Annotated in this window: 23 protein-coding genes; 3 read left to right on the plus strand and 20 right to left on the minus strand. The window is 62.3% G+C overall.

The annotated features are described in order from the left end of the window. Position 1 precedes the first annotated feature (1 nt). Positions 2–154 carry a DUF3309 family protein gene (locus J3P76_RS17470; protein WP_018606531.1) on the plus strand — a complete coding sequence of 51 codons (153 nt, stop codon included), beginning with the start codon at positions 2–4 and terminating at the stop codon, positions 152–154. A gap of 55 nt (positions 155–209) precedes the next feature. Here the strand turns inward: J3P76_RS17470 and J3P76_RS17475 are convergent, their stop codons facing one another. From J3P76_RS17475 to ccmA, 12 genes are all read right to left on the minus strand, one after another. Next, entirely contained in the window at positions 210–2,303 is a 2,094-nt protein-coding gene (locus J3P76_RS17475; RefSeq protein WP_420767891.1) for an LTA synthase family protein, read from the minus strand. Between the two features lie 272 nt (positions 2,304–2,575). Beyond that, positions 2,576–3,451 carry a polyamine aminopropyltransferase gene (speE, locus tag J3P76_RS17480; protein ID WP_434563036.1) on the minus strand — a complete coding sequence of 292 codons (876 nt, stop codon included), beginning with the start codon at positions 3,449–3,451 and terminating at the stop codon, positions 2,576–2,578. A gap of 150 nt (positions 3,452–3,601) precedes the next feature. Beyond that, positions 3,602–4,009 carry a hypothetical protein gene (locus tag J3P76_RS17485; protein ID WP_434563034.1) on the minus strand — a complete coding sequence of 136 codons (408 nt, stop codon included), beginning with the start codon at positions 4,007–4,009 and terminating at the stop codon, positions 3,602–3,604. A 14-nt stretch (positions 4,010–4,023) separates the two neighbouring features. Beyond that, complete coding sequence (gene ccmI / locus J3P76_RS17490) at positions 4,024–5,226, minus strand: c-type cytochrome biogenesis protein CcmI (protein WP_434610306.1); 1,203 nt, start codon at positions 5,224–5,226, stop codon at positions 4,024–4,026. Then, positions 5,219–5,692, minus strand: a complete 474-nt coding sequence (locus tag J3P76_RS17495; RefSeq protein ID WP_434650335.1) for a cytochrome c-type biogenesis protein — start codon at positions 5,690–5,692, stop codon at positions 5,219–5,221. Before J3P76_RS17495 ends, ccmI begins: the two co-directional genes overlap by 8 nt. Further along, a complete protein-coding gene (locus J3P76_RS17500) occupies positions 5,689–6,225 on the minus strand; it encodes a DsbE family thiol:disulfide interchange protein (RefSeq protein WP_420767896.1) in 537 nt (178 codons plus the stop codon). Before J3P76_RS17500 ends, J3P76_RS17495 begins: the two co-directional genes overlap by 4 nt. After that, complete coding sequence (locus tag J3P76_RS17505) at positions 6,222–8,210, minus strand: heme lyase CcmF/NrfE family subunit (protein WP_434675163.1); 1,989 nt, start codon at positions 8,208–8,210, stop codon at positions 6,222–6,224. The genes J3P76_RS17500 and J3P76_RS17505 overlap by 4 nt, the downstream gene beginning before the upstream one ends. A 4-nt stretch (positions 8,211–8,214) precedes the next feature. Continuing rightward, on the minus strand, positions 8,215–8,670 hold the full coding sequence (gene ccmE / locus J3P76_RS17510; RefSeq protein WP_434563028.1) for a cytochrome c maturation protein CcmE: 456 nt from the start codon (positions 8,668–8,670) through the stop codon (positions 8,215–8,217). Beyond that, positions 8,667–8,843, minus strand: coding sequence for a heme exporter protein CcmD (gene ccmD, locus J3P76_RS17515; protein WP_007939192.1), 177 nt, complete (start codon positions 8,841–8,843; stop codon positions 8,667–8,669). The genes ccmE and ccmD overlap by 4 nt, the downstream gene beginning before the upstream one ends. Next, entirely contained in the window at positions 8,840–9,595 is a 756-nt protein-coding gene (locus tag J3P76_RS17520) for a heme ABC transporter permease (RefSeq protein ID WP_420767899.1), read from the minus strand. The genes ccmD and J3P76_RS17520 overlap by 4 nt, the downstream gene beginning before the upstream one ends. A 94-nt stretch (positions 9,596–9,689) precedes the next feature. Beyond that, positions 9,690–10,358: a heme exporter protein CcmB gene (gene ccmB / locus J3P76_RS17525; protein ID WP_420767900.1), complete on the minus strand. Its 669-nt coding sequence runs from the start codon at positions 10,356–10,358 to the stop codon at positions 9,690–9,692. Further along, positions 10,355–10,990, minus strand: a complete 636-nt coding sequence (gene ccmA / locus J3P76_RS17530; protein ID WP_434675164.1) for a cytochrome c biogenesis heme-transporting ATPase CcmA — start codon at positions 10,988–10,990, stop codon at positions 10,355–10,357. The genes ccmB and ccmA overlap by 4 nt, the downstream gene beginning before the upstream one ends. Before the next feature lie 197 nt (positions 10,991–11,187). Here ccmA and J3P76_RS17535 point away from each other — a divergent pair, with 197 nt between their 5' ends. Together J3P76_RS17535 and J3P76_RS17540 are read left to right on the plus strand one after the other, a co-directional pair. Then, positions 11,188–12,759: a flagellar hook-length control protein FliK gene (locus J3P76_RS17535; RefSeq protein ID WP_434701041.1), complete on the plus strand. Its 1,572-nt coding sequence runs from the start codon at positions 11,188–11,190 to the stop codon at positions 12,757–12,759. Further along, complete coding sequence (locus J3P76_RS17540; protein ID WP_420767903.1) at positions 12,756–13,085, plus strand: EscU/YscU/HrcU family type III secretion system export apparatus switch protein; 330 nt, start codon at positions 12,756–12,758, stop codon at positions 13,083–13,085. Before J3P76_RS17535 ends, J3P76_RS17540 begins: the two co-directional genes overlap by 4 nt. 771 nt (positions 13,086–13,856) lie before the next feature. On the opposite strand, the gene J3P76_RS17545 is transcribed toward J3P76_RS17540, so the two are convergent. From J3P76_RS17545 to J3P76_RS17580, 8 genes are all read right to left on the minus strand, one after another. After that, complete coding sequence (locus J3P76_RS17545) at positions 13,857–14,252, minus strand: DUF2802 domain-containing protein (RefSeq protein ID WP_420767359.1); 396 nt, start codon at positions 14,250–14,252, stop codon at positions 13,857–13,859. A gap of 1 nt (position 14,253) precedes the next feature. Further along, a complete protein-coding gene (locus tag J3P76_RS17550) occupies positions 14,254–14,739 on the minus strand; it encodes a chemotaxis protein CheW (protein ID WP_024778681.1) in 486 nt (161 codons plus the stop codon). 72 nt (positions 14,740–14,811) lie between these two features. After that, a complete protein-coding gene (locus J3P76_RS17555; protein WP_420767360.1) occupies positions 14,812–15,684 on the minus strand; it encodes a CheW domain-containing protein in 873 nt (290 codons plus the stop codon). Positions 15,685–15,780: 96 nt separating this feature from the next. After that, complete coding sequence (locus tag J3P76_RS17560) at positions 15,781–16,572, minus strand: ParA family protein (RefSeq protein WP_434701042.1); 792 nt, start codon at positions 16,570–16,572, stop codon at positions 15,781–15,783. A 49-nt stretch (positions 16,573–16,621) separates the two neighbouring features. After that, positions 16,622–17,506: a flagellar motor protein MotD gene (gene motD, locus J3P76_RS17565; protein ID WP_420767362.1), complete on the minus strand. Its 885-nt coding sequence runs from the start codon at positions 17,504–17,506 to the stop codon at positions 16,622–16,624. Between the two features lie 15 nt (positions 17,507–17,521). Beyond that, positions 17,522–18,262, minus strand: a complete 741-nt coding sequence (locus J3P76_RS17570; RefSeq protein WP_305499634.1) for a flagellar motor protein — start codon at positions 18,260–18,262, stop codon at positions 17,522–17,524. Further along, the gene (locus J3P76_RS17575; protein WP_434701043.1) at positions 18,262–19,395 is read right to left on the minus strand and encodes a protein-glutamate methylesterase/protein-glutamine glutaminase; all 1,134 of its coding nucleotides are present in this window, start codon (positions 19,393–19,395) and stop codon (positions 18,262–18,264) included. The genes J3P76_RS17570 and J3P76_RS17575 overlap by 1 nt, the downstream gene beginning before the upstream one ends. A 48-nt stretch (positions 19,396–19,443) precedes the next feature. Then, entirely contained in the window at positions 19,444–21,693 is a 2,250-nt protein-coding gene (locus J3P76_RS17580; protein WP_434701044.1) for a chemotaxis protein CheA, read from the minus strand. Between the last annotated feature and the right edge of the window lie 15 nt (positions 21,694–21,708).

Here is a 21,708-nt window from a genome sequence, read left to right on the forward strand (position 1 = left end):
AATGGGCACTATACTTATCATCATCCTGATCCTCCTGCTGATCGGTGGCCTTCCGGTCTTCCCGCACTCCAGAAGTTGGGGTTACGGCCCGTCCGGTATCATCGGCGTAGTATTGGTGGTGCTGTTGATCCTGCTGTTACTTGGCAAGATATAGATCCCCAAGCGCAAAAAAAAGAGGCCTTCAAGGCCTCTTTTTTATTCACCGGTTATCAGTCCGGCTTGCCGTCGATAACGCCGGCGGTGTTATCCAACAAACTCTTTGTCGCGGTTTGCAGGAACGATTCAAGCTTGAGTTTCATCTCGGCAGTTTCCGGTGCATCCGGAATGACTTCTGCCCGCGGGTTCGCACCGAGTTCATAGCGATACATCTTGGGCGCCATTTCTTTCTCTTTTGGCAGCACCAGGATCTTGTCGTCGCGAATGATCGCCGTGGTCTGCTCGCTACCGGACGGCTTGATCACGCCGAAACCGGTATCGCCTTGCGGCAGGTTCAGCAGGTCACGGCCCCAACATTGATTGCGCACTTCCCCGCCGAGGCGGCCCATGATGGTCGGGACGATATCGACCTGGGTGCCCACGGTGTGATTGCGCTGGCCAAACTTCTCCTGCACGCCCGGTCCGATCAGCAGCATCGGCACGTTGAAGCGGCCCAGGTCCATTTCGGTGATCTGGCGCTCGTTGCCAAAACCATGGTCGCCGACCACCACGAACAGGGTTTCCTTGAAGTAAGGCTCTTTGCGGGCCTTCTCGAAGAACTGGCCCAGCGCCCAATCGGAGTAACGCATGGCGGTCAGGTGTTCGTTCAGGCTGCCACGGTCAGTCACGCGCTCCACCGGCAACGGCGTTGGCAGTGCGTAGGGCGTGTGGTTGGACAGGGTTTGCAACAACGCATAGAACGGCTTGCCATTCTCCCGTGCCTTGAGCTCGATCAGGCCACGGTCGAACATGTCCTGGTCCGACACGCCCCAGGTTGGATCGGAGAACACTGGGTTCACGAAGTCGTTACGGCCGATGAACGTGGTCATGCCCTGGCTGCTGAAGAAGCCCGACTGGTTGTCCCAGGCGAAGTCGCCGTTATAGACATACACGTCGTCATATTCACGGGCGCTGAGCAGCTGCGGCAAGCCCGACAGCTTGTGACTGCCTTCCGGCGTCTGCATCAGGTATTCGAAACCTGGCAGGTTCGGGAAGCAGGCCATGGTGGCGAACATACCTTGGTGGGTGTGCGTGCCATTGGAGAAGAAGCGGTCGAACAGCAGGCCCTCCTTGGACAGCTTGTCCAGGTAAGGCGTGATGTTGCCCGGCGCGCCAAGGGCGCCCACGGAATGACCGGCCATGCTTTCCATCAGGATCACGACGACGTTCTTGATCGGCAGCGTCTTGTCGGCAGGCGGCGTGTAGTCGCGACGCACGGCGGCCGTCTCGGCGTCCACCAGCTTGTCGTCGGCCATCACCAGCATGTCGCGCACGGTCTGCTGCGCCAGCGGCTGCTCAAGAGTGGCTTTCCAGATGTTGTCACGGTCTTCGGACATCCGGCTCTTCGCCGCTGCCACCAGCGACAGCGTGCCGTTGAGACCCAACTGGTTGGCGAAGTTGGAATCAGTGGTGTAGACGTCACCCCAACGCAGCGGTGGCCCTTGGCGCAGGGTGCCACGCGCAGCGGCCACGGCCACCAGCAGGCAAACCAGGAACACGGCGACACGGCCATACCACGGCGCGATCTGGCGCGTGCCGATGCTGCCGCCACTGAAAGGCCCACGCGGCCGTGTGGCACGATCGGCGCCCTTGAACGCCAGGCTCAGGATGATGGTGCCGCCCACCCAGGCCAGCAGGTAACGAACCACGGGAAAACCATACCAGAGCATGCTCGCCACGGTTTTGGGGTCTTCCTTCACGTACTGGAAGACCAGGCCGTTGAGGCGCTGGTGAAACTCACGGTAGAAGTCCATCTCCATCAAGCCCAGGAACAGCGCGATGCTGGAGGTGACCGTCAGCCAGAAACGAAAGAACCCACGTGCCGCCATGGCCCGCGCGCTGAACAATGCCAGCAGCAGCGGAATGCAGAGATAGACGACCAGGCGCAAGTCGAAACGCAGCCCATTGATAAAAGCTTCCACGAAGGTCGAGGCTGGGGTATCGAGGATCATCTGGCGGTTGTAGACCAGCAGCGCCACGCGTAGCAGGCTGAGCATGATCATCATCACCAGGGCACAGAGCAGCGTGTAGGCCAGGTGCGATTTGACGGTCGGTTGCAGCAGGCGATGCGTGGTGCGCTGCTGACTCAGGGCGTCCGGGATTGCCATGTCGTTTTAGGACCTATTGGAAGTGGGGTCGAAAGTAGGAACAACAGCGCGCCCTCTGTTGAGCCATTCAAGGCCGGGGCTTGCGCGAAAGCGCAAATCTTGCACGAACGGTCATGGCATTGCCATTAATAACCGCCGCAATAAAAGCGCGTGGGATTGTCTGCAAGGTTTCGTGAAAATTTTGTTGATTGAATATTTGGCAACACAAAAGGGCCAGCGCCTAGTGGCGAGGGAGCTTGCTCTCTCGCCACAGGAGCAGACTGTCGCTGACGTCAGTCGTTGCTCGGCTTGTTGATCGCCTGCAGCACGTATTGCGGCATGGCGAACGCACCGATATGAATCTCGGGGTTGTAGTAGCGCGTCACGATACCGCTGCCGGTAAAGCGCTCGCGCAGGGTTTCGCGGGAGAGCTTGCGGTAAGCGGCGTTGGTCGAACCCCAGGCAAAGGTCATGGCGCCGCCGATATAGGTCGGCACGGCGGCCTGGTAGAAATGCCAGTCGGCGAACAGGCCGTGCAAGCGCCCGGCGGTGGTCTGGACTTCGCCCAACTGCATGAACGGCGTGCCGTTCTGAGTGACCAGGATCCCGCCTTCATTGAGGCAGCGGTGGCATGCCTGGTAGAAATTCTCCGAGAACAGTACTTCGCCCGGACCGATCGGGTCGGTGGAGTCGGAAATGATGACGTCGAATTTTTCCTGGGTCGTGGCAACGAAACGCATGCCATCGTCAATCACCAGGTTCAGGCGCGGATCGTCATAGGCGCCCTTGGAATGGTTCGGCAAAAACTCCTTGCACATGTCCACCACCGTGCCGTCGATCTCCACCATGGTGATGTGCTCGATGCCCACATGCTTGGTCACTTCCCGCAGCATGCCGCCGTCACCACCGCCAATGATCAGCACGCGCTTGACCGCGCCATGGGCCAGGATCGGCACGTGGGTCAACATCTCGTGGTAGATATATTCATCGGCTTCGGTGGTCTGGATCACGCCGTCCAGGGCCATGACCCGGCCCATGCGCGGGTTTTCGAAAATCACCAGGTGCTGGTGCTCGGTGCGCACTTCATGCAGCAGCTTGTCCATGCGAAAACGCTGGCCATAGCCTTCGTAGAGGGTTTCAAGGTAATCGCCGGTCGGGGTGGTCGTCATGGTCAGGTGCTCCGATAAATACGCGGTTGGCCAGTGAGGCTCGCAAAGGCGCGCATTCTACGACGCTGGGGATGACAGGTCGAACCTTCAACTGTCTGACGACACACGCAGCCTTTGTGGCGAGGGAGCAAGCTCCCTCGCCATGGTTTTTTAGTTGAATTTGCGTCCGAGCCCAGCCGGCACGCCTTCGATGGTGGTGTCTTCCCACGGCCCGTTCGGGCTGACGGAACGGCTCCAGCCATTGTTCCAGCGATAGTAGGTGCGCTGGCGGTAGAAGGTATTGGTCTGATCATCCAGCACATAGACCCCGAGCTTGGCATCCCAATGGCTGTTGCCGCCGGGTGGGGGCGCGAAACTGGCGGAGGTACGAGGCACTGGCTTGGCCGGTTTGTTCGGGGTCACCGGTTTGCCGGGGGCGGTCGACGGTGCTGGCTTGGTGGTCGGTGTCGACGGCGGTATGGGCGGCAGCGGCGCCGAAGGTTCGGGCGGACGCTGGACCGCACAAGCGCTCAGGCCCAGGACGAGCGTGAGCAGTGTGATACGAGCGATGGCGGTCATGGGGCGAGTTCCTGTCATTGGTCCGGACTGTCGATGGTCAATTGCTGCGGTGCGGTGGTACTGCTCGCCAAGGGCTGGCTGCGACCGATCCACTCGCCGGCGGTCGGTTGACCGGCCCGGGATATACGCGCCACCAGTTGGACTTCGGGGAAGTTCGACAGTTTCAGCTGCGGCATCATTGCGTCCGCGTCGCCCAACTCGACGCTGGCGGGCAGGTCGGCGACGGTCAGGCGCTTGGCCGCCAGCGGCGCCGGCGGGCCGGAAACGGCGCGGGCGAAAATGAACACGCTGTCGCCCGGCTGCACCTTCGCCTTGAGCGCCGGAGCCAGGTCGACGCGAACCTTGAGCAGTGCCACGGCCTTGGCCGTCGGCGCCTGGGCGAGCTTGCCCCCACTGGCCTGGAGCTTCTCGGTGGCCCGGGTGATGCCGCCCTGCAACGCTTCGCGGGATCTATCGCCTTCAGGCAATTGCGCCAGCAAGCGTTCCCAATAATCGATCGCTTCCTGATAACGCTCGCCTTCAAACGCGGCGATGCCCAACAGGCCAAGGCTGGTCACTTCCTTGGGGTCGAGCTTCAGCGCTTCGTCGGTCAGGGCCTGGACTTTATCCGACCATTTCTTGCCATCGGCAAAGTACTGCGCCTGCGCCCATTGGCCCAACAGCTCCGGTTGGCGACCCGCGACCGCCACGGTGCGTTCGAAAATCTTCGCCGCGTCCGCCGGCCTATCCTGCGCCATGTAGGTCCGACCGAGGAAATACAAGCCCTCGGCGGAATCCGGTTGTGCCGCCACCGCACGCTCCAGGCGCAGGGTCATCTCCTCCATGGACTGCGGCGCCTGGGCGAATTCGCGGGTCAGTTCGACTTTGTCGATGGCACCGAAATGCAGGTACAACGCCAGGCCCAACACCGGCACCAGCACAGCGGCGAGAAGCGGCAACGGCTTGCCCAGGCGTGATTCACGCGGCGCATCGGCGCCTTCGGTATCAGCCAGCAATTCTCGGGCGGCCTCGGCGCGCCCGGTGTCCAGTTGGGACGCGTTGAGCACGCCCTCTTCCCGCTCGGCCTGCAGTTCGGCAACCCGTTCCTGATACAGCGCCACGTTCAGCGCGGTGCGATCTTCTTCCAATTGGGCGCGACGGCCACGTAACACGGGGATCAACAGAAAACTCAGGGCGACCAGGAGAAGCAGACCTGCGGCGAGCCAGAAATCAATCATGCTTGGTTTTATCCAACAGTTGGTCGAGGCGCTGGCGCTCTTCGACAGAAAGCGTATCCGGGGCGGCGCTGCGCTGCACCCGACGGCGGCGCACGATCACCGCGATCACCACGAAACCACCCAGCAGCAGCCCGGCGGGGCCGAACCAGAGCAGCGCGGTCTTGGAAGACAGGGCCGGGTTGTAGCGCACGAACTCACCGTAGCGATCCACCATGAAATCGATGATTTGCTGGTTGTCCTTGCCCTCGCCGAGCATCCGGAAGATTTCCTTGCGCAAATCGGTCGCGATCGGCGCGTTGGAATCGGCGATGTCCTGATTCTGACATTTGGGGCAGCGCAACTCCTTGGTCAGCTCGCGAAACCGCTCGCGCTCGGCGTCATTGGCGAATTCATAGGTATCGATGGCGGCATGGGTCACACCCGACAGACTCAAGCCGAGGACCGCGGCGGCTAACCAGCGCTTCATGGCTTGGCCTCATCCACCAGGGCCTGGTATTTGCCAGCCAGTTTTTCGCGCCAGACCTGTTCGTCGATCACACCGACGAACTTGTCGCGGATGATGCCCTTGGCGTCGATGAAGAAGGTTTCCGGCGCGCCGTACACACCCAGGTTCAGGCCGAGGGTGCCCTCCTCGTCGCGTATATCGAGCTGATATGGGTTGTGGAATTCAGCCAGCCATTTCAAGGCGTCGGCGTTGACGTCCTTGTAGTTGACGCCGTAGATCACCACGCCATTCTGGGCCAGCTTGTTCAACACCGGATGCTCGACCCGGCAGGAAATGCACCAGGTACCCCACACGTTGACCAACGCCGGCTTGCCCTGCAGGTCGGCGTGGGTCAGGGTCCTGTCGCCTTGTACCGAGGGCAGGGAAAATTCCGGGAACGGCTTGCCGATCAGCGCCGAGGGCAACTCCGACGGATTCAAGAACAGCCCCCGGTAGAGGAACACCGCAACCATCAGGAACAGCGCCAGCGGCAATACCATCAACCAACGTTTCATGCAGTGGCTCCTGTCACGCCCAGCGCTTCACGCACCCGGGTCTTCACTTTGACGCGATAACGACGATCCAGCGCCGCCAGGACTCCGCCCAGGCCGGTCAGCAAGCCACCGAACCAGATCCAGCGCACGAACGGCTTGACGTGGACGCGCACCGCCCAGGCGCCATCGCCCAGGGATTCGCCCAGCGCGACATAGAGATCACGGGTGAAACCAGCATCGATCCCGGCTTCGGTCATCACCGAGTTCTGCACGGTGTAGAGGCGTTTCTCCGGGTGCAGCACGGTAATTTCCTGGCCGTTGCGAAGGACCCGCACGGTGCCCTTGTCGGAGGTGAAGTTAGGCCCTTCGAAATGCTTGGCGCCCTCGAAGACGAACTGGTAGCCACCCAGGTCCATGGATTCGCCTGGCGACAGTCGCAGGTCACGTTCGGCACTGTTCTGGCTGGACAGCACCACGCCCAGGGCGCAAACGGCGATGCCCAGGTGGGCGAGTTGCATGCCCCAATAACTGCGGGTCAGAGTTGGCAGGCCCTTGATCAGGCCTTTGTGACGGGTCTTGTCGAAGACGTCCCGAACGCCGGCCAGCAACACCCAGGCGGCCAGGACGAAGGTCGCCAACACGGCCCAGTTGAAGTCGCCGTAGGCGATCCCGGCCACCACGGCCAGGGCAGCCGTGCCCAACAGCACCGGTGTCAGCATGCCCATCAGCCATTTGACCGGCGTGTCTTTCCAGCGCACCAGCACGCCGACGGCCATCACCAACATGAGGATCGCCATCAGCGGTATGAACAATGCGTTGAAATACGGCGGGCCAACCGACAGCTTGGCGCCGGACAACGCATCGAGCACCAGCGGGTACAGCGTGCCCAGCAGGATCATCGACGCCGCCACCACCAGCACCAGGTTGTTGCCCAACAGCAGGGTTTCCCGGGACCAGAGGTTGAAGCCGACCTGGCTCTTGACCACCGGCGCGCGCAGGGCGAACAGCGTCAGCGAACCGCCGACCACGACCATCAGGAACATCAGGATGAACACGCCACGCTCCGGGTCCGAGGCGAAGGCATGCACCGACGTCAGCACGCCGGAACGCACGAGGAAGGTTCCCAGCAGGCTCAAGGAGAATGCCGCGATGGCCAGCAGGACCGTCCAGCTCTTGAATACCCCGCGCTTTTCCGTGACCGCCAGGGAATGGATCAGGGCCGTGCCGACGAGCCATGGCATGAACGAGGCGTTTTCCACCGGGTCCCAGAACCACCAGCCGCCCCAGCCGAGTTCATAGTAGGCCCACCACGAGCCGAGGGTGATGCCGATGCCGAGAAAGGCCCAGGCAACAATGGTCCATGGGCGCGACCAGCGAGCCCAAGCGGCATCGAGGCGACCACCGAGCAACGCGGCGATGGCAAACGCGAAGGCCACGGAAAAACCGACGTACCCCATGTACAGCATCGGCGGATGGACAATCAGGCCTATGTCCTGGAGCAACGGGTTCAGGTCGCGACCGTCGGTCGGCACCTGGGGCAGGATGCGCTCGAACGGGTTGGACGTGACGATCAAAAACAGCAGGAAACCGGTGCTGATGATGCCCATCACCGCCAATACCCGGGCCAGCATCACCTGGGGCAATTGCCGAGAGAACACCGACACGGCAAAGGTCCAGCCGGCGAGGATCAAGGCCCAGAGCAACAACGAACCTTCGTGGGCGCCCCACACCGCGCTGAACTTGTAGTACCAGGGCAAGGCGCTGTTGGAGTTGCTGGCGACGTACTCAACGGAAAAGTCGTCGGCCATGAACGCGTAGGTCAGGCAGGCGAAGGCAAACAGCATGAACGCGAACTGTCCCCATGCCGCTGGCTGGGCGAGGCTCATCCACAGACGGTCACCACGCCAGGCGCCGAGCAATGGAACCACGGCCTGCACCAGGGAGAAACACAGGGCCAGGATCATCGCCAGATGGCCCAGCTCGGGGATGAAGATACCGGTGGTCATCTTATCAACCCTCCTTCGCGGGCGCGGGCGCCGATTGGCCGCTGTCTTTCAGGGCCTTGGTCACTTCCGGCGGCATGTACTTCTCGTCGTGCTTGGCCAGCACTTCGTCGGCCACCACCACGCCGTCTGCATTGAGCTTGCCCAGGGCGACGATGCCCTGCCCTTCGCGGAACAGGTCAGGGAGAATGCCGCGGTAGGTGATGGTCACGGTCTTGTTGAAGTCGGTGACGTTGAACCTCACGTCCAGCGAATCGCCGGAACGCACCAGCGACCCCTGCTCCACCATGCCGCCGGCGCGGATGCGAGTGTCCTTGGGCGCCTCTCCGCTGGCAATCTGCGTCGGGGTATAGAACAGGTTGATGTTCTGCTGCAGGGCGCTCAGGGCCAGGCCGACCGCCGCGCCGACGCCGACCAGGATCGCCAGAATGATGACAAGACGTTTTTTGCGCAGCGGATTCACTGACCATTCTCCCGGCGCAGACGACGCGCCTCTTGTTGCAGATACCGCTTGCGGGCCAGGATCGGCGCCGCCACGTTGAGAGCCAGCACCGCCAGGCAGATGCCGTAGGCTGACCAGACATACAAGCCGTGATGGCCCATGGCGAGGAAATCGCCGAATGACGCGAAACTCATCGAGCGGCCTCCAGGCTGTTCTGTACTTCGGCTTTCACCCAGCTGGCCCGGGACTCACGCTTGAGCACTTCCAGGCGCATGCGCAGCAGCAGCACCGCGCCGAAGAAGCAATAGAACCCCAGCGCGGTCAGCAACAGCGGCAGCCACATCTCCACCGGCATCGCCGGTTTTTCAGTGAGGGTGAAGGTCGCGCCCTGGTGCAGGGTGTTCCACCACTCCACCGAGTACTTGATGATCGGAATGTTGATCACCCCGACGATCGCCAGCACCGCGCAGGCCTTGGCGGCGCTGTCACGATTGCTGATGGCGTTGCCCAGCGCAATAAGACCGAAGTACAGGAACAGCAGGATCAGCATCGACGTCAGTCGTGCATCCCAGACCCACCACGAACCCCAGGTCGGCTTGCCCCAGATGGCCCCGGTGACCAGCGCCACGGCGGTCATCCAGGCGCCGATGGGCGCGGCGCATTGCAGGGCTACGTCGGCCAGTTTCATTTTCCACACCAGCCCGACCACGCCGCATACCGCCAGCATCACGTAGATCGACTGGGCCAGCATCGCCGTCGGGACATGGATATAGATAATGCGGAAGCTGTTGCCTTGCTGATAGTCCGGCGGCGCGAAGGCCAGGCCCCAGACCACGCCGATGCCGATCAGCAACAGGGCGGCGATGCTCAACCAGGGCAGCATTTTGCCACTGATGCCGTAGAACCACTTGGGTGAGCCGAGCTTGTGAAACCAGGTCCAGTTCATTGCAGATTCCATCACGGTTGCGGCTCGCTATCGCGAACCGCTGGGGCGGCCTTTACTTCCTGGGAAGTGGTCAACTCCTGACCAGGCCTCATTATTATTCGCCGACGCTGATCTTCAGGCCAGCGGCTATTGCAAAGGGTGTCAGGGTTATCGCCAGGGCGGTCAGGCTCCCAAGCCACAGCAGATAACCGGTTGCCGGCATGCCTTGCAGTGCCGCTTGCAAGGCGCCACTTCCAAGGATCAATACCGGTATGTACAGCGGCAGAATCAGCAGGGCCAGCAACAAGCCTCCGCGCTTGAGCCCCACAGTCAGCGCCGCGCCTACCGCGCCGAGCAGGCTCAGCACCGGCGTGCCCAGCAACAGCGACAACAGCAGCACCGGCATGCAGGCCGCGGGCAAGCCCAGCATCATCGCCATCAACGGCGAGAGCAGCACCAGCGCCAGGCCGGAAAAAACCCAGTGTGCCAGTACCTTGGCCAAAACCAGAAGGGCCAGGGGGTGCGACGAAAGGACCCACTGTTCCAGGGATCCGTCCTCGAAATCACTGCGGAAAAGCCCGTCCAGCGAGAGCAGGACCGATAAAAGCGCTGCCACCCAGACCAGTCCAGGCGACAACGTTTGCAACAATTGAGTCTCCGGGCCGACCGCAAGCGGGAACAAGGCGATGACGATTGCGAAGAATACCAACGGGTTGGCCAGTTCGGCCGGACGACGGAACAACAGGCGCGCCTCACGGGCGAGCAACAAGCCAAAGACACTCATACCGCCCAGTTCCCCAGGTCGATGCTGCGATAACCGAAGGGTATTCGGGCCAAGGTGTGGTGCGTGGTGAGCAACACCATGCCGCCGTTTTCGCAATGGCCGGCCAGGTGTTCTTCAAGTTGCGCCACGCCCTGCTTGTCCAGAGCGGTGAACGGCTCGTCGAGGATCCACAGTGGCGGGCTGTCCAGGTACAGCCGGGCCAGGGCCACGCGGCGCTGCTGGCCGGCCGACAGGGTATGGCTCGGAACGTCCTCGAAACCTTTCAATCCCACCGCCGCCAATGCCCGCCAGATCGCCTCGAGCCCAGCAGGACGATGCAACGCGCAGAGCCAACTCAGGTTCTCTTCGGGGGTCAGCAGGTCCTTGATGCCGGCGGCATGGCCGATCCAGAGCAGGTTGCGTGCCAGTTCGCTACGCTGGCTGTGCAGCGGCTGGCCGTTGAGCAGGATCTCGCCGGCGGTGGGCTGCATCAACCCGGCCAGCAGGCGCAACAGGCTGGTCTTGCCACTGCCGTTGGGGCCACTGATCTGTACCATATCGCCAGGCGAGAGTCTCAATTCGAGATTTTCGAAAAGCAGTCGCAGATCTCGCTCACAGGCGAGGCCGACGGTTTGCAGGAGAGGACTGGTCAAGGGATCACGAGCCTTATACGGTTCAAGTCGGCAGTGCGGCAGCCGTTAAAGTGATGCAGCATAGATGCATTGACGGCCCGATCCACAGAGCTGCGTCAAACAATTGCAAGGTTTTGCCACTCTCTGGAAGGCGGGCGGCATTATACATGTGAAGTTCTTCTCTCAAGAGCGCTGATTTCCCCAAGGTAATACCGCAGATGACAGGCGACATGAACATCCCGCCGCTGCCCCAGCCCACGGCAACGACACGTATGCCGGCGGTCACGGGCGAGTTGCTCAAGCTGCTGGCACCGGCCGAGGGATTGATCGGTCCGGGCCAGACCGCCAAGGCCGAGGTGCTGTCGCTCAAGCAGGCGGACCAGGCTTTCCAACTGCTGCTCAAGGTCACGCTGGAGAGCGGCCGGCAGGCCACCGTACAAGCCACCAGCACCCAGCCGCTGCCCCAGGGCACCAGCCTGGCCGTGACTCAGCCTTCGGCCAGCAACCTGGCGATTACCGTGCAGCAGGCCCTCGCCTCCAGCGTCGCCGCCCTGACCCGGATCGACACCGCGCAATTGCCCGTGGGCACTTTGTTGCAGGGCAAAGTGCTGACCAGCCAGGCCTTGCCGCAACAGCCCGGGCAACCGGCGGTGTATCGCTCGCTGGTAAGCCTGCTCAACACCGCCCAGGCCGGCAGCACCCTGGACATTGACAGCCCGCAGCCGCTGCGCATCGGCATGCTGTTGAGCGCCCAGGTACAGGATGCTCAGACATTGAAATTCTTGCCCTTGAGCAATCGCCAGGAGCAATTGGCGGTGAGCCAGCAATTGGTGACGCAAGTGAGCCGCCAGGGCTCGCTGGACAGCCTGCTCACCGCCCTGCAAAACCTTCCCACCAGCGATGACGCCGGCCCCGAACTGCGCGCGGCGGTGACACGCCTGCTGGCTGGCCTGCCGGACGTACAACAACTGAGCACTCCCAAGGGCCTGGCCCAAGCCATGGTCGCCAGCGGCGTGTTCCTGGAAAGCAAGCTGCTGGCCGGCCAACCGCCAAGCCTGGCCCCGGACATGAAAGGCGACCTGCTGAAACTGATCGCCCAACTGACACCCGCCCTGCCCGCTTCCACCAACCTCTCCGCGGTCATCGCCGCCAACACCCTGGCCCAGGCATTGCCCAGCTTCGTGCGCAGCGCCCTGGGGATGCTCGGCCAGGTCAGCGCCAAGCCACAACCCACCGGCTTTCCGCTGCCCGCCAGATTATTGAAAGGTCAGGATGAAGAAGGTGACCTGGAGCATCTGCTGCGCCTGGCAGCCGCCGCCGTGTCACGCCTGCAAAGCCATCAGCTGTCCAGCCTGGAGCAAACCGGGCTGACCGATGACGGCCGGTTGATGAGCACTTGGCAACTGGAGATTCCGATGCGCAACCTGCAGGACATCGTGCCGTTGCAGGTCAAGTTCCAGCGCGAGGAAACCGCCGCCCGGGAACAACCGGACGAACGCCGCGAACAAACCGAACCGAAACAGCAGCTCTGGCGGGTCGAGCTGGCCTTCGACATGGAACCGCTGGGGCCGCTGCAGATCCAGGCCCAGTTGCTCAGTGGCAGCCTGTCCAGTCAGCTGTGGGCAGAACGAGCGTACACCGCGGGCCTGATCGAAATGAACCTGACCGCATTGCGCGAGCGCCTTGTGACGTGCGGGTTGAATGTCGGCGACCTCGACTGCCACCTCGGCACCCCGCCCCAAGGACCCAAGACCCGGCTGGAACAACGCTGGGTGGACGAAACCGCATGACAACCCACACCGAACCCCGCCAGGCCATCGCCCTCAAGTACGACGGCCACCACGCCCCCACCCTCACCGCCAAGGGCGACGAAGCCCTGGCCGAGGAAATCCTGCGCATCGCCCGCGAGAGCGAAGTACCGATCTACGAAAATGCTGAACTGGTGAAGTTGCTGGCACGGCTGGAGCTGGGCGACAGCATTCCGGAAGAGTTGTACCGCACGATTGCCGAGATCATTGCGTTTGCCTGGAACCTGAAGGGCAAATTTCCCCAGGGCTTCGACCCGCATGCGCAAAACATCGAGAAAGACGTGACGGAGCGTGGGGATGATTACTAATCGCTGAAGGCGCTACCCCGTGGCGAGGGAGCTTGCTCCCGCTCGGCTGCTAAGCAGTCGTAAAAGCTGGGGCCGCTGCGCGACCCAGCGGGAGCAAGCTCCCTCGCCACGGGGACCGGGCTGGAATGATTATTTCTGAACGCCAGAAAAAACCTGTGGGAGCGAGCCTGCTCGCGATGGCGGTCATACACTCAGCATATTTGCTGACTGTCACACCGCTATCGCGAGCAAGCTCGCTCCCACACAGAGGTCACGGAACGCGGGAATGATCAGCGATCAGCGACGACGCTATCCGTGGCGAGGGAGCTTGCTCCCGCTCGGCTGCTAAGCAGTCGTAAAAGCTGGGGCCGCTGCGCGACCCAGCGGGAGCAAGCTCCCTCGCCACGGGGACCGGGCTGGAATGATTATTTCTGAACGCCAGAAAAACCTGTGGGAGCGAGCCTGCTCGCGATGGCGGTCATACACTCAGCATATCCGCTGACTGTCACACCGCTAATTACTAATCGCTGAACGCGCTATCCCGTGGCGAGGGAGCTTGCTCCCGCTCGGCTGCGAAGCAGTCGTAAAAACCTGGGGCCGCTGCGCGACCCAGCGCGAGCAAGCTCCCTCGCCACGGGGACCGGGCTGGAATGATTATTTCTGAACGCCAGAAAAACCTGTGGGAGCGAGCCTGCTCGCGATGGCGGTCATACATTCAGCATATTTGCTGACTGTCACACCGCTATCGCGAGCAAGCTCGCTCCCACATGGGTCCTGGGGGATGGATAGATATCAGCCGCCCTTGTGCAACTTGCTCATCAATTCGGCCTCGGCCTGGGTCAGGCCGCACGCCTGGGTCAGTTCGTCGATGCTGGCGCCCATGCCGACCAGCCGGGCGGCTTGGGCAAAGGACAGGCTGGAGGGGTCGCGCTGTTCCAGTTGCGCCAGTTTGTCCGGCAATGGCGCGACGACGGCACGCAGCTCATGGAGCGCTTCGCCCATGCGCACGGTGCCGTTCTGATAGTCGTCGACACGCTTGGCCAGGTCCCGGATGCGCTGATCGCGCAGCGCATCGCCCTGGGCCTGTTGAGCGGCGATTTCCCGCTGGCCACGTATGTAGGACAAAAACATCGCCAGCGTGCCTGCCCAGAAAAGGAACAGGACAATGACTGCTACCTCAAGAATCAAATCAGATACTCTCCAGTTCCGACCACTCTTCTTCGCTCATCATTTTTTCCAGTTCGACCAGGATCAGCAACTCGTTGTTCTTGTTGCAGACGCCCTGGATGAACTTGGCCGATTCCTCGTTACCGACGTTAGGCGCGGTTTCGATTTCCGACTGACGCAAGTAAACCACTTCAGCAACGCTGTCGACCAGGATACCGACCACTTGCTTGTCCGCCTCGATGATCACGATACGGGTGTTGTCGTTGACCTCGGTGGAGTTCAAGCCGAAACGCTGACGGGTGTCGATCACGGTCACGACGTTACCACGCAGGTTGATGATGCCCAGCACGTAGCTTGGCGCACCCGGGACCGGGGCGATCTCGGTGTAGCGCAGCACTTCCTGCACGCGCATCACGTTGATGCCGTAGGTTTCGTTATCGAGCTTGAAAGTCACCCATTGCAAGATCGGATCTTCGGAACCCTTGAGAGACGACGCCTTATCATTCATACCCTGACCCCTCGAAAAACCGCCTGTGGCGGTGTGTGTTCTGTCCGGCGTCGCCCTGCGCCGCCGGTTGTCTTATTTCGGTTTCCGGACCGGCTTGGCGCCGTCCAGGTGTTTTGCCCCGCCGCTGGCGATCAGCTCCGCCAGTTCGGAAACGTCCAGCAAGGCGCACATGTGTTCGATCACCGTACCGGCCAGCCATGGCCGTTGCCCTCGATGGCTGCGCCACTTGATCTCGTTCGGGTCCAGGCGCAGCGAACGGCTGACCTGATGCACCGCCAATCCCCATTCGTAGCCCTGCACAGAAATCACGTACTGCAGGCCCTGGCGAAAATCATCGCGATAACGATCCGGCATGACCCAGCGCGCGGTGTCCAGCACTTTCAGGTTGCCAGCCTGGCTCGGCAGGATTCCGAGGAACCACTCCGGTTGGCCAAACAACGGCGTCAATTCCTGCCCGGCCAGGGAGTAGATCGATCCCAGGCACACCAGCGGCACCGCCAGCGTCAAACCGGCCACATCGAACAACAAGCACTCGAACGGCTCGGCGGCCCACGCCGGACGATCATCGCCCGGCGCCGGCGGCGGCGTGTTGCTCGGCGGCATGTGGATTTCCACTACCGGCGTCACCAACCCCTGCAACAATGGCGCGACGGTGGAGACCGGCGCCAGGATCGGTGCGGGTGCTTCCATCACCGCCAACTGCGGCTTGACGAACGGCGCTTCCACCGCTGTCACAACCGCTGAAGCCTGTGCATCACGGGCCTGCTCCTCGAGCACGGCGGCCTGGAACTCGTCGAGCGCGGGTTCGGCTTCGACAGGCTCGGGCAACGCCTGGAACGCGCTCGGCTGCGCTGGCAATTCATCGGTCGCTTCCTGCAACAGCCCATCCAGATAGGACTGCAGGGCCAATTGGGGACGCGAAGTTGTCTTGATGGGGCGGTTCATGGGAACTGTGCGCCACTTGAAAAGGTTATCGGCATGGATACGGCAGGACTTGAGCGCCCGCAAGCAAGCACAACGTCTAAGGAGAACTTCATCAACTCAAGCCACCTGCTGCGCAACGAGCTGCTGGGCCAGCAGGTGCTTGAGAAGCGCGCGATAGGCCAGTACGCCACGGCTTTTGCCATCGAATTGCGACGGTGTCACGCCGGCGCGGCTGGCGTCGCGCAAACGGGTGTCCACCGGGATGTAGCCTTGCCAGATGTCGTCCGGGTACATGTCGCGCAGCACTCGCAAGGTGCTGAGGGACGCCTGGGTACGACGGTCGAACAGGGTCGGCACGATATTGAATGCCAGCGACTGCTTGCGTGAACGGTTGACCATCGCCAGGGTGTTGACCATGCGCTCCAGGCCCTTCACCGCGAGGTGTTCGGTCTGCACAGGAATGACCAATTGCTGGCTGGCGGCCAAGGCATTGACCATCAGCAGGCCCAGCAACGGCGGGCTGTCGATGATCGCGTAATCGAAATCCTGCCACAGCTGCGCCAGACTCTTGGCGATCACCAGGCCCAGGCCGCTCTGGCCGGGCGATTGGCGCTCCAAGGTGGCCAGGGCGGTGCTCGACGGCAGCAAGGAGATCCGCTCGTCGCTGGTGGACAGCAGCAACTGCCCCGGCAAGCCTTCGGGCACGCTGCCCTTGTGCAGGAACAAATCATAGTTGCTGTGTTCCAGGCTATCGGGATCGTAGCCGAAGTAACTGGTCATCGAGCCATGGGGGTCCAGATCGACGATGACCACGCGCTTGCCGGCCTCGGCCAGCAAACCGGCTAAAGCGATGGAGGATGTGGTTTTGCCCACACCACCTTTTTGATTGGCGACTGCCCAGACTCTCATTCGGATCGTTCCTCCCGGTCGAGACGTGCTCGACCGAGAAATAGCTCGGTTATAAAGCCGGTGACGGAGAATTGACGGCGTTCTGTCTATCCGGCGACTTGACCGGGGTCGGTGCAGTTTGTGTGCCAGCCCGCTTCAATGCCGCATCGGGCTTTGCGTTGGCGGTGCCGGTACCGGTCAGGCTGCGACGCACATCGAGGTTGCGCGAAACCACCAGCACCACCCGTCGATTGCGTGCGCGCCCCTCGGCCGTGGCGTTATTGGCCACCGGCTGGAATTCGCCATACCCCACCGACGCCAGGCGGCCCGGGTTGACACCCTGCATGGCGAGCATGCGCACGATGCTTGCCGAACGGGCCGACGACAATTCCCAGTTGGTGGGGTACTGCGCGGTGCGGATCGGCTGGTCGTCGGTGAAACCTTCGACGTGGATAGGGTTGTCGAACGGTCTCAGGATCGCCGCCACTTTATCGATGATGTTGAACGCCATGTCGCTGGGCATGGCATCGCCGCTGCCGAACAGCAGGCTGGAGTTGAGTTCGATCTCGACCCACAACTCGTTGCCACGCACGGTCATCTGGTTGGAACTGATCAGGTCGCCGAACGCCGAACTGATGTCATCGGCAATGCTCTTCAACGGATCGCTGCCACCGGCAATGCCGGCGTCGACCTGTTCGCTGTCCTTGACCAGCGGCTTGGCCGGGGTCGTCGTCTTCGGACGCTCTTCGCCGATGGGAATCGGCTTGAGGGCGCGGTCCGAATCGGTAAAGACGCCGATCAACGCTTCGGAAATGACCTTGTACTTGCCTTCGTTCACCGAAGAGATCGAATACATGACCACAAAAAAGGCGAACAGCAGCGTGATGAAGTCGGCATAGGAAACCAGCCAGCGTTCATGGTTGACGTGTTCTTCACGATGTCTGCGACGCGCCATCTGCCATTTCCCCCATCAGTCCATGAAGCCCTGGAGCTTCAACTCGATGGAACGCGGGTTCTCGCCTTCGGCAATCGACAGGATCCCTTCCAGCAGCATTTCGCGGTAGCGCGACTGGCGCAACGCAATGGATTTGAGCTTGGCCGCGATCGGCAGCAGCACCAGGTTGGCGCTCGCCACGCCGTAGATGGTGGCAACGAATGCCACGGCAATGCCGCTGCCCAGTTGCGACGGATCGGCCAGGTTGCCCATCACATGGATCAAACCCATGACAGCACCGATGATACCGATGGTCGGCGCGTAGCCTCCCATGCTCTCGAACACCTTGGCCGCTTCGATGTCGCGGCTTTCCTGGGTGTAGAAATCCACCTCCAGGATGCTGCGAATCGCTTCGGGTTCGGCGCCGTCCACGAGCAATTGAAGGCCCTTGCGCGAGTAGCTGTCGGGTTCGGCATCGGCCACCCCTTCCAGCCCAAGCAGGCCTTCCTTGCGGGCGGTCAGGCTCCAGTTGACTACGCGGTCGATGCCGCCGGCCAGGTCGACCCGAGGTGGAAACAGAATCCACACCAGGACCTGCATGGCGCGCTTGAAGGCGCTCATCGGCGACTGCAACAGCGCAGCGCCTACAGTGCCACCGATCACGATCAACGCGGCCGGGCCGTTGGCCAGCGCACCGAGATGACCGCCTTCCAGGTAATTGCCACCAATGATGGCGACGAACGCCATGATGATGCCGATCAGACTGAGCACATCCATTACAGGCACGCCTCGATCAGATGTTTACCCATGTCGTCCAGGCTGTAGACCGCGTCAGCCAGGTCGGCCTTGACGATCGCCATGGGCATGCCGTAGATCACGCAACTGGCCTCGTCCTGGGCCCAGATCGCACTGCCGCCCTGCTTGAGCAGGCGCGCACCCTCGCGGCCATCGGCACCCATGCCGGTGAGCACCACCGCCAGAACTTTGTCGCCGTAGGATTTCGCCGCGGAACCGAAGGTGATGTCTACGCAAGGCTTGTAGTTCAAGCGCTCATCGCCCGGCAGGATTTTCACCGCGCCACGGCCGTCGATCATCATCTGCTTGCCACCCGGTGCCAGCAGCGCCAGGCCTGGACGGAGGATGTCGCCATCCTCGGCTTCCTTGACGCTGATGCGGCACAGTTTGTCCAAACGTTCGGCGAACGCCTTGGTGAATGCGGCGGGCATGTGCTGGATCAGCACGATCGGGGCCGGGAAGTTCGCTGGCAGCTGGGTCAAGACCCGTTGCAGCGCAACCGGGCCGCCCGTGGACGTGCCGATGGCGACCAGTTTGTAGGCCTTGCGCTTGGGCGCTGGCGACGACGGGCTGGCGGGCGCCGGGCGAGCGGGCGCCGGCGCAGGAGCACTGCGAACCGGCGCCGAACTGAAGCTGTTCGACGCAGAAGGCGCAGGCGTTGGTGCTGGCGCAGCAGCCGGCACTGACGCCGGTGCGCTGTAGGCACTGACGCGGCGGTTACTGCGGGAAATACTGTGGACCTTCTCACATAGCAACTGGCGGACCTTGTCCGGGTTGCGCGAGATGTCTTCAAAGTTCTTTGGCAGGAAGTCCACCGCCCCGGCATCCAGCGCATCGAGGGTGACTCGGGCGCCTTCATGGGTCAGGGACGAGAACATCAAAACCGGGGTCGGACAGCGTTGCATGATATGCCGCACTGCCGTGATGCCGTCCATCATCGGCATCTCGTAGTCCATGGTGATCACGTCCGGCTTGAGCGCCAGGGCCTGATCGATCGCCTCTTTGCCATTGGTCGCCGTACCGACGACCTGAATGCTCGTGTCCGCTGAAAGAATTTCCGAGACGCGGCGGCGGAAAAACCCCGAATCGTCCACCACCAGGACTTTAACTACCATAAACACTCCGTTAGACAAGGCGCGGCGTCGGGCCGCGCCCCTCCAGAATCAAATACGCCGAGCGGCGTAGCGCTTGAGCATGCTAGGCACATCGAGGATCAACGCGATGCGGCCGTCGCCGGTGATGGTGGCGCCGGACATGCCCGGGGTGCCCTGGAGCATCTTGCCCAACGGCTTGATGACCACTTCTTCCTGGCCCACCAACTGGTCGACGACGAAGCCGATCCGCTGGGTGCCCACCGAAAGGATCACCACATGGCCTTCGCCCTGCTCCACATGAGCGGCAGAGCTGACCAGCCAGCGCTTGAGGTAGAACAGCGGCAGTGCCTTGTCCCGTACGATGACCACTTCCTGGCCATCGACGACGTTGGTGCGCGACAGGTCGAGGTGGAAAATCTCGTTGACGTTGACCAGCGGGAAGGCGAACGCCTGGTTGCCCAGCATCACCATCAGGGTCGGCATGATCGCTAAGGTCAACGGGACCTTGATGACGATCTTCGAGCCCTGGCCCTTGGTCGAGTAAATGTTGATCGAACCGTTGAGCTGGGAAATCTTGGTTTTCACCACGTCCATGCCCACGCCACGACCCGACACATCGGAAATCTCGGTCTTGGTCGAGAAGCCCGGGGCGAAGATCAGGTTGTAGCACTCGGTGTCGCTCAGGCGATCGGCCGCGTCCTTGTCCATCACACCGCGTTTCACGGCAATGGAACGGAGCACGTTCGGGTCCATGCCCTTGCCGTCGTCGGAGATCGACAGCAGGATATGGTCGCCTTCCTGCTCGGCGGCCAGGATCACCTTGCCGCTGCGGACCTTGCCCGACGCTTCGCGCTCTTCCGGCGACTCGATGCCGTGGTCGACCGCGTTGCGCACCAAGTGGACCAGCGGGTCGGCCAGGGCCTCGACAAGGTTCTTGTCGAGGTCGGTCTCTTCACCCACCAGTTCCAGGTTGATTTCTTTCTTGAGCTGGCGAGCCAGGTCGCGAACCAGGCGCGGGAAGCGCCCGAAAACTTTCTTGATCGGCTGCATCCGGGTCTTCATGACCGCGGTTTGCAGGTCAGCCGTGACCACGTCGAGGTTCGACACGGCCTTGGACATGGCTTCGTCCTGGCTGTTGAGGCCCAGGCGCACCAGCCGGTTACGCACCAGCACCAGTTCGCCGACCATGTTCATGATCTCATCCAGCCGCGCGGTGTCGACGCGAACGGTGGTCTCGGCTTCGCTCGCCGGTTTTTCGGCGGGCGCGGCGGAAGGCGCGCGAGCCGGGGCTGGCGCCACTGCGGCGGCAGGCTTCGGGGTTTCGGCTTTCGGTTCCGGCGCCTTGGCGGCCGGCTTCGGCGCGGCCTTGGCGGCGGGTGCAGCCGTGGCGGCAGCGGCAGGCGCGGCGGCGGCCGTGCCGACTTCGCTGAACTTGCCCTTGCCATGCAGCTCGTCGAGCAGCGATTCGAATTCGTGGTCGCTGATCAAGTCGCTTCCGGCTGCCGCTGCCACTGGTTTGGCCGGGGTCGGCGCCGAAGCGGTGGCCGAATCCAACGCGTCGACGGCAAAGTTGCCCTTGCCATGCAACTGGTCGAGCAAGGCTTCGAATTCGTCGTCGGTAATGTCGGAGTCATCCCCCGCTGCCTTTGGCGCAGCCGGGGCCGCCGGCGCTACGACCGCATCGGGGGCGAACTGGCCCTTGCCGTGCAGTTGGTCGAGCAGCGATTCGAACTCATCGTCGGTAATTTCATCGCTGGCAGCGGCATCGGCGGCGGGCGCAGCGGGCGCGGCCGGAGCCTCGGCTTCGGCCTTGACGGCGTTCAGCGAGTCCAGCAGCGATTCGAATTCATGATCGGTGATGTCGCCCGATTCTTGCGCAACCGGTTCTTCGACCACAGGCTCGGCAACGGGCATGGCTTCGTCAGCCGACTGCGGCTCGGCCAGGCGCGACAGCGCGGCGAGCAGCTCGGGGGTGGCCGGGGTGATCGGCGAGCGCTCGCGCACTTCGCTGAACATGCTGTTGACCGCATCCAGGGCCTCGAGCACCACGTCCATCAGTTCCGAGTCGACGCGACGCTCACCCTTGCGCAGGATGTCGAACACGTTCTCGGCAATGTGGCAGCACTCCACCAGCTCATTGAGCTGGAGGAAGCCGGCGCCTCCTTTTACAGTGTGGAAACCGCGAAAAATTGCATTGAGCAGATCCGCATCATCAGGTCGGCTTTCCAGCTCGACCAGCTGTTCGGATAGTTGCTCTAGAATCTCGCCGGCCTCAACCAGGAAATCCTGAAGGATCTCTTCATCGGCGCCGAAGCTCATTAATGGCTGCTCCTA

The sequence above is a fragment of the Pseudomonas sp. D1-36 genome (genome assembly GCF_051132205.1).
GTDB lineage: Bacteria > Pseudomonadota > Gammaproteobacteria > Pseudomonadales > Pseudomonadaceae > Aquipseudomonas.